The 13,742-nt window shown below is 35.4% G+C and carries 14 protein-coding genes; 8 read left to right on the top strand and 6 right to left on the bottom strand.

Annotated elements, in window-relative coordinates:
• Positions 1-10: 10 nt before the first annotated feature.
• The 5 genes from HNQ00_RS11530 to HNQ00_RS11510 all read right to left on the bottom strand — a co-directional run bounded on the left by HNQ00_RS11530 (position 11) and on the right by HNQ00_RS11510 (position 3,310).
• Positions 11-994: an alpha/beta hydrolase gene (locus HNQ00_RS11530; RefSeq protein WP_173838654.1), complete on the bottom strand. Its 984-nt coding sequence runs from the start codon at positions 992-994 to the stop codon at positions 11-13.
• A 36-nt stretch (positions 995-1,030) separates the two neighbouring features.
• A complete protein-coding gene (locus HNQ00_RS11525; RefSeq protein ID WP_173838653.1) occupies positions 1,031-1,543 on the bottom strand; it encodes a DUF421 domain-containing protein in 513 nt (170 codons plus the stop codon).
• Positions 1,544-1,656: 113 nt separating this feature from the next.
• Positions 1,657-2,100: a hypothetical protein gene (locus HNQ00_RS11520; RefSeq protein ID WP_173838652.1), complete on the bottom strand. Its 444-nt coding sequence runs from the start codon at positions 2,098-2,100 to the stop codon at positions 1,657-1,659.
• 190 nt (positions 2,101-2,290) lie between these two features.
• Positions 2,291-2,980, bottom strand: a complete 690-nt coding sequence (locus HNQ00_RS11515) for an SRPBCC family protein (protein WP_173838651.1) — start codon at positions 2,978-2,980, stop codon at positions 2,291-2,293.
• Between the two features lie 78 nt (positions 2,981-3,058).
• Positions 3,059-3,310 carry a hypothetical protein gene (locus HNQ00_RS11510; RefSeq protein WP_173838650.1) on the bottom strand — a complete coding sequence of 84 codons (252 nt, stop codon included), beginning with the start codon at positions 3,308-3,310 and terminating at the stop codon, positions 3,059-3,061.
• 489 nt (positions 3,311-3,799) lie between these two features.
• Here HNQ00_RS11510 and HNQ00_RS11505 point away from each other — a divergent pair, with 489 nt between their 5' ends.
• The 3 genes from HNQ00_RS11505 to HNQ00_RS11495 all read left to right on the top strand — a co-directional run bounded on the left by HNQ00_RS11505 (position 3,800) and on the right by HNQ00_RS11495 (position 8,218).
• Positions 3,800-4,372 (top strand): YciE/YciF ferroxidase family protein, encoded by a 573-nt coding sequence (locus HNQ00_RS11505; RefSeq protein ID WP_173838649.1) that lies wholly within the window; start codon positions 3,800-3,802, stop codon positions 4,370-4,372.
• A 153-nt stretch (positions 4,373-4,525) separates the two neighbouring features.
• Positions 4,526-6,916 carry a glycosyltransferase gene (locus tag HNQ00_RS11500; RefSeq protein WP_173838648.1) on the top strand — a complete coding sequence of 797 codons (2,391 nt, stop codon included), beginning with the start codon at positions 4,526-4,528 and terminating at the stop codon, positions 6,914-6,916.
• A 273-nt stretch (positions 6,917-7,189) separates the two neighbouring features.
• Positions 7,190-8,218, top strand: coding sequence for a glycoside hydrolase family 130 protein (locus HNQ00_RS11495; RefSeq protein ID WP_173838647.1), 1,029 nt, complete (start codon positions 7,190-7,192; stop codon positions 8,216-8,218).
• A gap of 279 nt (positions 8,219-8,497) precedes the next feature.
• On the opposite strand, the gene HNQ00_RS11490 is transcribed toward HNQ00_RS11495, so the two are convergent.
• Entirely contained in the window at positions 8,498-9,343 is an 846-nt protein-coding gene (locus HNQ00_RS11490) for an alpha/beta hydrolase family protein (protein ID WP_173838646.1), read from the bottom strand.
• Positions 9,344-9,685: 342 nt separating this feature from the next.
• Here HNQ00_RS11490 and HNQ00_RS11485 point away from each other — a divergent pair, with 342 nt between their 5' ends.
• From HNQ00_RS11485 to HNQ00_RS11465, 5 genes are all read left to right on the top strand, one after another.
• Positions 9,686-10,204, top strand: coding sequence for a peroxiredoxin-like family protein (locus tag HNQ00_RS11485; RefSeq protein ID WP_173838645.1), 519 nt, complete (start codon positions 9,686-9,688; stop codon positions 10,202-10,204).
• A gap of 390 nt (positions 10,205-10,594) precedes the next feature.
• Positions 10,595-11,053 carry a DUF2652 domain-containing protein gene (locus HNQ00_RS11480; protein ID WP_173838644.1) on the top strand — a complete coding sequence of 153 codons (459 nt, stop codon included), beginning with the start codon at positions 10,595-10,597 and terminating at the stop codon, positions 11,051-11,053.
• Positions 11,034-11,636 carry a hypothetical protein gene (locus tag HNQ00_RS11475; protein ID WP_173838643.1) on the top strand — a complete coding sequence of 201 codons (603 nt, stop codon included), beginning with the start codon at positions 11,034-11,036 and terminating at the stop codon, positions 11,634-11,636. The genes HNQ00_RS11480 and HNQ00_RS11475 overlap by 20 nt, the downstream gene beginning before the upstream one ends.
• Before the next feature lie 13 nt (positions 11,637-11,649).
• Positions 11,650-12,864 carry a Pycsar system effector family protein gene (locus tag HNQ00_RS11470; protein WP_173838642.1) on the top strand — a complete coding sequence of 405 codons (1,215 nt, stop codon included), beginning with the start codon at positions 11,650-11,652 and terminating at the stop codon, positions 12,862-12,864.
• Positions 12,861-13,619 carry an alpha/beta hydrolase family protein gene (locus HNQ00_RS11465; RefSeq protein WP_173838641.1) on the top strand — a complete coding sequence of 253 codons (759 nt, stop codon included), beginning with the start codon at positions 12,861-12,863 and terminating at the stop codon, positions 13,617-13,619. The genes HNQ00_RS11470 and HNQ00_RS11465 overlap by 4 nt, the downstream gene beginning before the upstream one ends.
• Positions 13,620-13,742 lie beyond the last annotated feature (123 nt).

The following is a 13,742-nucleotide window of genomic DNA, read 5'->3' as shown; positions in this document are numbered from 1 at the left end:
AATTGTTATTTTAGTTTTTAAATTGAGCCTTAATCCAATTAAACATGACGTCATATACCTGCTGTCTCACGGCTAGTTTTGATAAAACAAGATCGTGCATACCTTCTTTGATTTCGATTATTGTTACATTTCCATTTATCAGCTTACCATACTTGGCTATGTGGGTTACGTCAAGAACAGCATCTGTGATTTTTAAATCGTCAGTCCATTTTTTTACAGTAATCGAATGATCGCTATGCAATACTAATAGCGGTACCGTTACGCTGCAATTGTTTTGAATAACTTTTTGTGCTTCATGAATGGCATGTAAGAATCCTAAATTTACTTTTTCTATATGGTTGGGTTTCCAAATCAAAGAATAATCCCATTCACCACGATATTCTTTATGCAAACTCTGACCATATAGTTCGTTGAAACCTGCAGGTAAAAGTGGTTTTGGAAATCTCTTCCCTAAAGCGGAGAGTAGTGGTATAGCAAATTTCCTTTCGAAAAAACTTAAATTGTACGCATAAAAAGGACTGTTGCATACTAGTCCGTGAAACAGCGTACTATTTGGGTTTCTTGCAGCAAAATAGCTTATGATTAAGCCTCCAGTTGAATGGCCGTTTAATAAAAGCTGATCGTTACCTTCTTGCTTGATAATTGCTAAGGCTATGAAAATTTCTTCGTCGTACTCTTGCAGCGAACGCACGTTATTTAGTTTTTGGTGTGGCAAGTACGAGCGACCGTACTTACGTAAATCTAATGCGTAAAAATTGTGCCCTTGCTCGTTATAATTGTGTGCTAATTCTTCTTGAAAAAAGTAATCGTTGAAACCGTGAATATAAAGCACGGCTTTGTCTGATGGTTTAGCGCATAATCTTCTTACCAAAGTTGCTTCGACTTGACCTTCATAATCGTCTTTTAAAGGGAGTGTTCTTTTTTCGAAATTTCCTCCCAGAATATCTATTGTGTACTCAGAATCTAAAGTTTTAATCTGTTGGTCTTCTTGCATAGTGTTTTTTATAATTATCGAAAGTTGGTCACCCTTCTATAGTAACTTTTTAATCGGTGGTGCCGTAGGGTCATCTATACGTTTAATAACCGATAGACTTCCATCAGTTTCTAAGACCACAGCATCAATATCCTCGAGTGTTGCATTTCCTGATTTTCTGAGCACGCCCCATATTTCGTCTTCATCAATGCGCTCTTTGAGCATGTTGGCTTTTATTAAATTACCACGATAAGCCATTAAAACGGGCGCAGATTTAACTAGATCACTTACGCTTTGACTTCGAGACGACAGAAAGGTAATGCCATATTGCAAAAGAATTAATAAACTGAAGGCTAAAATACCTTCGGCAATCGAAATACTTTTAGTCAAAATCACTGAAGCAAATATAGATCCTAGGGCAACGGTCACGATAAAATCAAAAGCATTCATTTTTGACAATGTACGTTTTCCTGAAACGCGTAACAAAACTATTATCGCAGGATAGGCAACTACGGTGATTATAAATATGCGTAGTAGTGGCTTCCAACCAGTATAAAATATATCTTCCATTTTGTTTTGCTTTTAGTGTGATTAATAACTGCTTAATGAATTTTAACTCCTAGTGTTTTTAAATTATCAGCTTTAGAGTAGCCAAGTCTATTGTTCTATACTGCTTTAAATAGCTAGAGTAAGAGGTAGGTAAAAGTTGCCGTAATTGTAAAAATGAGGTGTACTAAAAAGATATGTATATAATAACCCAGATAGTCGATATGTGGTTTGTACTTACACATTTTAAAAATTACTTTCCAAGAGCCAACTCCAATTAGTCCCGTTATAACAGCTAATAGTGCCAAGTTCCACCAAGGATTTTCGATTATTACAAAACTCCAGTACATTTGATAAGCGGTGACCAATGCAATCCCTATACTGTAATGCAGCAACCACGATAGTATAATGCTATTTCTCGCAGTCCAACTTAGATTAAAGGAGTCAAGAAAGCAACGCAATAAGACTGGCTCACGGTATTGTCTCCCTAAATAATTTGAAACGGCGTAACTCATCACAGTCATTACCGATGTTGCGATCACTGAAGCAATCACTACTTTAAATAATGCATAAATCATCATAACAGCTTTTTATACAAAAATAACTTTTTAACAACTGTTTAATGTTACAGCTTTTGCAACTTGATTTACGTTATTTTAATACTGATAGGAAGTTGCGGTTATAACTTGCCAAAATGCAGTAAAAAATAAAAGGTAAAAACCCTTTATTCGGTTTTTACCTTTTTTATAATGCTTGCTACTAGAACTAGATTTATACTTCGTTTGCTTCAATATATGATTTAAAGCTCTCAATATCTTTTTGAACCATATCATGAAAATACGGATTTAGAAACTGCGCAACGCTTTCACCTGTATCTCCTAATGGTGCACGGTATGAAATAATAATATCAATCTCGGTGTCATCACCTTGAGGGGTAAATGTCACTTTACCGGCATTGTAAATTGTTGCGTCTTCAAGTGATTGCCAGCCAATAATTGAGTTGGTTACTTCTCTCACAATTTCAGCAGTCCATGAAAGTGATCCTATTCCCGCAGGTCCTTTTGCTGTCCATTTTGAATGGGTATTATCAATACTTTCCACACTTTCAAGATGACTCATGAACTTAGGCAAGTTTTCAATGTTCCTCCAGAAATTGTAAACATCTTCCACTGGCTTATTGATTAACTGTTTCACTCTAATATTCACATTGGTATTTGTGTTTAGTCCTTCTGGCTCGCTTCCTTTTACAGCATGGTACACTGGGCAATATCCAGTTAAACCGCGTAATAACATGGCTCCACCAGCACTAGTTTTACTAAAACTTTTATTTTTTTTAGAAAGTGCGTTATACAATAGATAACCTCCTGCGGCAATCATAAAAATGCGTTCAATTGTGGGCACATTTGCCTTTATAATCGCAGCTGCTTTCTTCTCTGTTTTTTTTAATGCTTGTGTGTTCATAATAATTCATTTAAGTTAAATTAGGTCTGATATTTTGGTTGTGCTTTGTATAATCTTATACTTATAGTACGTTTATGATTATTCTACGGCGTTTTCTTTTTTGTTTGATAGTTCGGTGATTTTATGATACAATCCTATAGAAAGTAATGGAACAGAAAGCGTTTCAACAACAGATGCTGCTTTATCTTTTCCAGCATATTTTAGACCTGCAGAAAGCAACCACGCTGCAGCACCTGCGCCCATGATGTAGTTTGCAGGCAAATCTGATAATACATTGTCTAAATTGTCCTTTAAATGCTCTAAGCTTTCCATATTAATTAAATTTTCCATCGCTATTAGTTTTTTGATTAATGTTATTGTTTGTTTGTTTGTTTGTTTGTTTGTTTTTCAAAATTATTCGAATAAACTATACTTAATTTCTGCTATAGTATTAGAGTGTCTCAAGTGGCTATTCTCATTGGTTTTCTACTTATCCAAAAATAACCTACCAGTAGCTTTTAACCCTTACAAGATTATATTTGGATATTATAAAATTTACTAGCTACGCATCAGTTTATAATCGTATCCTAATTTGAGCTGGTATTAACGACTTTTTTTTCTTTTACATCTTGAGCTCGTTCCTTTTCATTTTCGAAATTAAATCTTCCTTTCCAAAAAAAACTTGATTAGCAGTATTTAGAATTTTAACATTTGATTACTAAATACTTAGGGAATTATTTCTTTGTTTGAAATATTATAAGAAATAAGGAAAATACTATAAACTAAATCAGCTGGAATACACATAATTTTGGTTAAAACAAACAAACTAAATCAAGCATTATGGAAAATTCAAAAACAAGCAAAACGGAGGCAAAGCCTAAAAAAGCCAGTGCTAAAAAATCAGATGTTGCTGGAGATCTAAGAGAGTTATTTGTCGACTCTTTAAAAGATATTTATTGGGCAGAGAAAGCGTTGACAAAAGCACTTCCTAAAATGGCCAATAAAGCAACTACAGCTAAATTAATCGAAGGATTAGAGCATCACCTTACAGAAACAGAAGAGCAGGTTAAAAGATTAGAAGAAGTTTTCTCTATCATCGACGTAAAAGCAAGAGCAAAAAAATGTGAGGCTATGGAAGGATTAATCAAAGAAGCTAAAAGCATCATGAAAGCGACTGCAAAAGGTCCTGTGCGTGATGCCGGAATTATTGCCGCTGCCCAAAAGGTAGAGCATTACGAAATTGCAACTTATGGAACCTTAGTCGCTTTTGCAAAAACGTTAGGTGAAGATGCTGCTGCCGAGCTGCTAGCGCAAACCTTAGCAGAAGAAAAAACAGCAGATGAAACCTTGAGTGAGGCCGCCTACAACGACATTAATTTTGAAGCTTCTGAAGAAGAAGAGCAAGATAAATAAGAATGTCACTTAGGCTTTGCTGAGATAACCACAGCATAACCTTAAATAGAATGCAACAGCAATTAGAGCGAACTGCTTTGATTGCTGTTTTTCTACCCTAGACTTGATTTAGACCATTATAATATTCGACAAAAACAAACAAAACATACCAAGATGATAACTTTAACAAACAAATCTAAAATAGTATTCCTATCTACCTATCCGCCTACACAATGTGGTATCGCCACTTTTACTGAAGATACCGTAAACGCCATTAATAAATCGTATAATAAAAGCATCAGTTGCGAAATTTGCGAAATTACCTTTAAAGGCGATGCTAGCCCTGAATCGGCTTATCACATTCCTTCAAAAGACAAAGGGGCTTATAAAAGAGTGGCTAGCGAAATTAACAGCGATCCCGACGTGAAATTAGTTCATATCCAACATGAATTTGGCTTGTTTGGTGGGCAGTATGGAGACTACTTGTTGGATTTTTTAGATGAGTTAAAAAAACCTGTTGCGTACACTTTTCACTCTGTGATTCCTAATCCTAATGAGGAATTAAAGGCAATCGTGCAGCTGTTGTGTAGCTATTCACAGGCCATTTTTGTTATGACAAATAAGTCTAAAGCTATTTTAATGGACGACTATGGTATTGCCGAAGAACACATCGCTTATGTACCGCATGGCACTCATTTAGTAGATTATGAAAGTACATCGCAAGCTAAGAAAAAATTCAACTTAGAGGATCGTTTGGTACTCTCGACTTTTGGTTTACTAGGGGAAGGAAAAAGTATCGAAACTGGATTAAAAGCGTTGCCTAAAATAATCGAAAAGTTCCCTAACGTACTGTATTTAGTGCTCGGAAAAACGCATCCCAATACCATTATTGACAAGGTAGATGTCTATAGAAACTCCCTTGAAGCGATTGTAGCTGATTTAAAGTTGGAGAAAAATGTTCGTTTTGTAAACGAATATTTAGAGGTAGATCAATTATTAGATTACTTGAAAGCAACTGATGTTTATCTATTCACATCAAAAGATCCTAATCAAGCGGTAAGCGGAACATTCTCGTATGCAATGAGCTGCTCTTGCCCAATTGTGGCTAGTAAAATTCCCCATACTTTAGAGAGTCTAACCTCTGATATTGGTATTCTAGCGGATATTCAAAACGAAGAGCAATTTGCCGATGCTACTTTAAAACTATTGTCTGATGCCGATTTAAGAGCGCATATGGCAATTAACGCTTACGCAAAAACGACACAGACTTCTTGGGAAAATACGGCTATTAAACATATCAAAGTTTACCAGTCGATTGCTCAGGGATTGACCGAAAATAAAATCACCTATCCAGAAATTAAAATGGATCATTTGAAAGCGATGACAACCAACATTGGTATGATTCAATTTTGCAAAATTTCTGAGCCTGATTTGAGTACAGGATACACACTTGATGATAATGCGAGAGCACTAATTACAATGTGTAAACATTTTAAATTGACTGCAGACCGTTCTGATGTGGACTACATGACTACCTATGTCAACTTTATAGAACGATGCCAACTTGATACGGGTGCTTTTATTAATTATGTTGATCAATACAATGAAGTAGAACCACGAAATAACGATGAAAATCTAGAAGATTCAAACGGAAGAGCCATCTGGGCACTAGGATATCTACAAACATTGAGAGATGATAATTTACCCGCTTCGTTAATTTATAAGGCTAATGCTTGCTTAGAGAAAGCAATTACAAGTGCACAGCAGCTACATTCACCGCGTGCGATGGCTTTTGCAATAAAAGGATTGTATTATATGTATAATGCCATGCCATCTGCAAGTGCCATGCAATTGATCGATATCTTAACAGAAAGATTAAAAGATAGTTACGCAAAGACAAGTACAGACAAATGGAATTGGTTCGAAAATAAATTAACCTACGCTAACAGTATTCTACCTGAAGCTTTACTATTGTCTTCTAAAATTACAGGAAAAGAGAGTTCGTTACACATCGCTGAAGAGTCAATGGAATTTTTGATCTCTAAAATGTTTGTAGATGGTAAATTCAAAATAATCAGCAACAAAGGATGGCATAGTAAAGGAGCGATTCCGCATCAATATGGCGAGCAACCTATTGAGGCGAGTTACATGATGCATGCCTTGGACTTATTTTACAAAACTTTTGGCAACCCAATGCATAAAAAATACATGAAACAAGCATTTGATTGGTTTTTAGGTGATAACCATTTAAATCATATTATGTATAACCCTATAACTGGTGGGTGTTACGATGGTTTAGAAAAAGACAATGTAAACCTAAATCAAGGAGCTGAGTCAACTATTTGCTATTTGTCTGCTCGATTATTAATAGAGAGCTATACCTCAAAAGGAGCAGAAGCATTGCGTTCAAAAAAAGCCGCTCATGCCACCGAAAATGCGTCTCTTATTGTGATGAAAGAATTCCTGAACAACAAGCGAAAAAAAGAAGAACTGCGTAAGACTAATTATGATTTAAATAATCAGTCAACAGCTGTAAAACCGGTATCAAAATTAAAAAAAGCGTAAGTACAAGCAAGCGTTTAAAATTATAATTTTAAGGAGAGATTACCGTAGTACGTAATCTCTCCTTTGCTCTTTTAAAAAGGAGATTAATGAATCACAGTACTACAAAATTACGTTAAAGTAGGTCGCTATTTTTCGGTATTTTAACTCAATTTACTATTTTTAGTATTCGAATTAAAGGGCTTAGCAACAGTAGATTTACTATAGTTGTTATGCTAAATGATGAGGTCAAATTCCTTTTCTAAAACAAATTTATTCACAGCAAAAAAGACGACAATGGTAACAGTAAAAAAGGAAGGAATAATTCTATATCACACCGATTTAGATTTTGAAAACGATGGTGTTTTAAACCCAGCAGTGTATCAAGAAGGCGATACGGTTCATTTATTTTATCGAGCTGTTCGTAAAGGCAATTTCTCTACAGTGGGATATGCTAAGTTAAACGGACCTCTAGAAGTAGTAGATCGGTTGGCAAAACCTTTGATAGGACCATCATCTGCCATAGACCAGCAAGGAGTTGAAGATGCCCGTATTGTTAAAATAGACGGTACATTTTACATGAGTTATACCTCATATGACGGTCTAAATGCGCTAGGGTCATACGCAACATCTACAGACTTAAAAACCTTTGAAAAACACGGTATTATTGTCCCGCAACTTGATTACAAAACCTTTTGCTCTTTAACAGCTGAAATTGCAAATCTTGATGAGCGATACGCTACATATAATTGCGAGAAAGAAGGGGAGGAGCGACACGGATTTATCTCAGATAAGAACCTGATCTTTTTTCCGAGATTGATTAATGGGAAATTTACTTTTTTACATCGAATACGTCCTGATATCCAGTTAGCAGCAGTAGAGAATTTAAGCGAGTTAACAGCGGAATATTGGGCAGAATATGTAAAGAATTTAGACGAAAATATTCTATTGACCTCTAAGTACGATCATGAAAGCAGCTATATAGGTGGTGGTTGCCCGCCGATACAAACCCCTGAAGGCTGGTTGATTATTTATCATGGCGTTAGAAAGTCTGAGGAAGGCTATGTTTACAGTGCTTGTGCGGCTTTACTGGACTTAGAAAATCCCGAGCAGGAAATTGCTCGTCTGCCGTACCCTTTATTTACACCAGATCAAAAATGGGAACTGACAGGATATGTAAATAATGTCGTTTTCCCTACCGGAACTGCTCGCTTTGATGAAAGATTATTCATCTATTACGGAGCCGCAGACAAGCGAATTGCTGCCGTTTCTCTAAATTTTGATGAGTTAATTAGCGCTTTATTAGAAAATAAAATCAGGTTGTGATTACCAAAATAAAAATAGAAAGATCCATTGCATACGCTATGTAATGGATCTTTCTTTTATCAAAAATGGTATTAGGATGTTTTAACGCTTATCAAAGAATCAGATTTTGATGCGGTAACAGACTGCTAGCACAAATTGTTATGATTAACAACTCCTTGTAATTGCATGCTGTTTTTAAAATGTATTTAGAAATTAGAAACTGCTTTATGATGCTTTATTGAATGGTGAAGACCAGATCTATGGCGAAGCTCGCTTAACTGTTTAAATTTAAATACACTACTACTTTAATATAAATGCGATTGTAGTAGCCACTAAAGCCTGAGTATGTTCCCGGAGATTCTCACTTTCATAGGGATGCGAAGCATCAAAAACATGATTGGCATGCTCGATTAAATGGGTACTTGCTTTAGGGAAATTTTTCTTCAATGCATTGAATTCGTCCATGGGTACTGCAGGGTCGTTAGTGCCTTGAATAATTAGAAACGGTATTTTTAATCGTTTTCCGCCATCTTTCAAACTATACTTTTCTCGATTTAACTCTAAATCCTCTAGGACCTCGATATGCAAGGGCATCATTTGGTTTGTTCTTGCATTTTTTATATACTGCACACCTTCAGTTCTCCATTTTTTGATGAATTTTGCGTTCCAACTACGGTGAAAATCAAACGGACTTGCCCATGTGATGATTCTCTGGATTTTGGTTTCTTCTTGTAAGCAATACAACAGAGCAGATGCACCTCCTTTACTATGTCCTATGATGCTAATAGTGCTGGTATTAATTTCAGGAATTGCAGTTGCCAGTTTACTATTTATAAAATGTACTATGCTTTTAATATCGGCGACCTCTTTGCCTAATGTGTTTGTTCCAAATTTTTCTAAAGCTGTGAATGCCTCAGAGTCGTCAAGTCCTATGCCGCTGTGCGAGAAATTAAATTTAAGAAAAGCCAGTCCTTCTTTAGCGAAGTATTCGGCAATGGCAGGCCAAGATCCCCAATCTTTAAATCCCTTAAATCCATGGCAAAATAGTACGAGTCCTTTTTGCTCAACAGCTGTGCTATAAGTTACATCTGCTTTAAAACTGCTCTCTAGTGCGCCTGTTAAAATAAATTCTTCATTCTTTATCATGGGTACTGCTCTTTAATTAGAACTATAAAATTACAATAAAAGTGCAGTTGTTGCCTAGTTTTGGTCACATTATCGCTTTCTTCTTTTTTATTTTCGAAAATTAAAATAACGACAATAACTCTTCGACTTTTTCAGGATAAAACAAGCAATGTAACTAATGGTAGCTTGTTGATAACGTTAAAGAATTTGTTAAAAGGCCATGTGAATATGGTGCTGTGTGAAATTCTAATTAATTTTATAAAAAGTAAAAACTATTCGTTTTAAGAAGTACGCAAGCCGTTTTTTGCTGATACTATTCTTATAAGATTCAATAGCTGGATTATTAATTTAAAGAAAAAAAATATGAACAGACCTACACCTAAACATAAAGCACCCCATTTGAGTTTTCCATTGTTAAGCGGCGGAACTTGGAATTTAGAAGAACAGAAGCCAGAAAATTTCACACTGTTGGTTTTTTATAGAGGATTGCATTGTCCGCTTTGCAAAAAATATTTGATAGAGCTGGAATCTTTATTACCTGATTTTGAAAAGAAGGGCGTAAAAGTGGTTACCGTCAGTATGGACGATGAAAAACGCGCGCGCTTGTCTAGAAAAGATTGGGGTATAAACGTGTTAGACCTAGGTTACGGTCTTGATTTGCAATCTGCTAAGGATTGGGGGTTGTACCTGAGTAAAGGAATAAAAGAAGGGGAGCCAGATGTTTTTAGCGAACCAGGTTTATTCTTAATTGATAAGAATAACGAAATCTACTATGCTGCAATCAATAGTAATCCATGGGGTCGCCCTTACTTACCTTCTTTTGTAAAAGCAGTTGATTTTATCACAGAGTCGGGATATCCTGCTCGTGGAGAGATGGTCTAGTTGCTCACTTGTATTGTATATGCAGTACTTATTATTTTCAAAAAAAAATACAACTATATTGATAAATAAAGCGCTACTACGATTTGTATCTGGGTAGTGCTTTTTTATTATAAGCTATTTGAATTGGGAAATAATTGGTTTAAACTGTCAGGAACGCTGCAAGAACTAGACTAGTATAATAAGAAAATAGGGTTAAGTTTTGAGATTTTATAAACTCTAAGTAGTTGTATTCAATGATTGTGATAGTGTCGAATAGTTTTCTATTACTCGTTTTAGTAAGCCTAAAAGCGTTCTACTTTATTTAATTTGAAAACACTACTCTTAATTTCCCTATATTTATAAACTAGCCTTTAAAAGACAAACGACCCTGTGAAAAAAGCCCTTTATTTTATGCCAGACATCAGCGGATTTACGGATTTTGTAAATAGCACAGAGGTGGAACACAGCATGCATATTATTGCCGAGTTACTAGAAATAATATTGGACAATACTAGCTTGGGCTTAGAGTTGGTCGAAATTGAAGGTGACGCACTATTTATGTACACTACTGCGATTCCGGATTATGAGGGGCTAATGAATCAAGCAAATAAAATGCTGAAAGCTTTTCACCAGCACACGGTAAACTATGATAAAATGCGTATCTGTGATTGTGGTTCTTGCCGAACGACTACTAATCTCGAACTAAAATTTTTAGTCCATTATGGGGATTTGAGTTATATTAAGGTCAAGCATATTGTAAAACCTTACGGTAGCGACGTTATAAAAATTCATCGCTTACTAAAGAATAAAATAACTTTGAACGAGTATATTTTATTTACTAATGCAGTTCATGAAATTGTACGCTACTAAAATTGACAGATCGTGGATGCCGTTAAGTGGTCTTTATGATGATCAGCGAGAAGACTATTTTTATAAAAATTTAGAGCAAGTTAGAGAAGCTGTTCTTCTTGAAGCAGAACTTTCTTCACAGCAGCAAGTAGAGTTTAGTACGCCCGTTATAGTGATTGATCAAATTTTTCAAGCTAACATACAGGCAATAAATAGCTATTTGAGCGAATTGCAGTACCGTCATCTATGGGATAAGAAAGTAAAAAGCATTCGTTTTAATGCGAACAGAGTGAACCGGGTGGGAACAGAGCATAATTGCGTTTTAAGCCTAGGGAATTTAAAATTTAAAACAATAACTGCGCCTACAGAAACCGACCTAGTTTATGGAGAAAAAACCGAAGAGATGCTGTTTTGCAAGAACTATTCGTACCTTGTGAGACTGCGTAAAATAAATGAAAATAGCACTCAAGTCACTCTTACAATCTACCTTGATTTCACTACCATAGGTAAATTCATGAAATCACGTATTTTAAAAATGCTTAAAAATAGTTGGGAAGAGAACTTAGTGGCATTGCACCACCTATCAAAAAATAAAATTCAATAATAAATACCTAATAATGGAGACAATCCTCATAAAAGCAGAGCGCTTTGCACTAGATTATTTGAATGAAAAGCTACAAGCAAATTTCATTTATCATAATTACAGTCACACGCAATTTGTAGTCACAAAAGTGGCTGAGATTATTAGCATTGAGAAGTTAAGCAAAGACGATGAAGAGATCGTGTTACTAGCGGCTTGGTTTCACGATTTAGGATATACCATCGATAAGGCCAATCACGAGGAACACAGCATTACTATTGCAGCCGATTTTTTAATGTTGGAAAATTATCCACCAGAAAAACTAACTGCAGTTATCGCTTGTATCAACGCAACTAAAGTGAATGAAACGCCAGTAACACTGCTTGAAAAAGTACTTTGTGATGCTGATTTTGCGCATTTGGCTGCAGCAAACTATGGTAAATTGTCACAGCAATTGCGATTAGAATTTGAAAACATAGGTTGCGGAAAATATACTGATAATCAATGGATAGAAGAAAATATTGCTGTCTTTAATGCCCATAAGTATTACACTAAATATGCAAATGTACATTGGACTTTTGGCAAGAACGATAATTTAATCGAACTGATTATCGAACTTAAAAAGAACAATAAAAGGGAGGATAAAAAAGGAGATAAAAAAGACGATGGCAAAAAAGATAAAAAAGAATTAGAAAGCCCGAAAGAAAGTAAGCTTGATAAAAGTGCCGAAATTTTGTTTAAAGTGATGTCGTCTAATCATTTAAAATTAAGCTATATAGCTGATAGAAAAGCAAATATTTTACTATCAGTAAATGCCATCATACTTTCGATATCCCTGTCTAAAGTGATTCCTAAGTTTGAGAATACAGAAAACGTTTACCTGCTTTACCCTACGATTATTTTTGTCTCTTTTAGTGTGATATCGATTATTCTATCAGTGATTGTGACGCGTCCTAGTGTGACCTCGGGTAAATTTACTAAGGAAGATGTTGTACAGAAAAAAGTGAACCTTATGTTCTTTGGTAATTTTCATAAAATGGAATTAGATGATTTTGAGGACAGTTTAAAAGACATCGCAGAGGACAAAGAATATCTGTTCTCGGCAATGACAAAAGATTTGTATTTACTAGGTAAGGTTTTAGATCGAAAATACCGAATCTTGCGACTAAACTACAATGTATTTATCATAGGGATTATCATTTCGGTAATTGCTTTTTTTATCTCTTATAAATTTTTAAGTAACGCAATATGAGTTCGCAAAAAATAATTTTCAAGAATGCCGAAGGACAAGATCTATCAGCTAGATTAGAACTGCCTGATAATGGAGAAGTAAGAGCTTTTGCTTTGTTTGCACACTGTTTTACATGCAATAAAAACCTAACAGCAATACGTACTATTTCTAAAACATTAAACGAGAAAAATATCGCGGTGCTGCGTTTTGACTTTACTGGTTTAGGAGAAAGTGAAGGGGAGTTCGAACAAACAAATTTTTCTTCGAATGTGCAAGATTTGCAACATGCCGCTCAGTACTTGACAGATCATTTTCAGGCACCAAAAATGCTAATAGGACATTCATTAGGAGGAGCTGCAGTTTTAGCCGCTTCACAGAAGTTACCATCTGTACAAGCGATAGTAACCATTGGTGCGCCGTCAAATCCGGAACATGTTTCGCATTTATTTAAAAGTAGCGTGGACGAAATCAATAGTTCAGGAAAAGCGCTAGTTTCTATAGGAGGTCGTGATTTCACTATTCAGAAACAATTTCTAGAAGACATCAAAGACCAAAACATCAAGAGTATTCTAGACGCTTACCGTAGTTCGATTTTAATCATGCATTCACCACAAGACACTACCGTAAGTATCGATAACGCTGCTGAAATATATAAAGCAGCTAGACATCCTAAAAGTTTTATATCACTCAACGGAGCGGACCACTTACTATCAGACAAAAAAGACTCTGCTTATGTAGGGAGTATCATTGCTACTTGGGCTGATCGTTATTTATAGACTTTTGAAGTTTTAAATCAAATGTGTTTTGTATTAATGAACCGCTAATTTGCAAATTTTTTGTTTGTAACTTGGTGGTTTTTCAATTTACAAATTAGCAGCGCAGAATTGCATTCTGTGCCA

The organism is Flavobacterium aeripolare, from assembly GCF_013294025.1.
Classification (GTDB): Bacteria; Bacteroidota; Bacteroidia; order Flavobacteriales; family Flavobacteriaceae; genus Flavobacterium.
The sequence above is the reverse complement of the archived record's forward strand: the minus strand, read 5'-3'. Positions and strand labels throughout refer to the sequence as shown.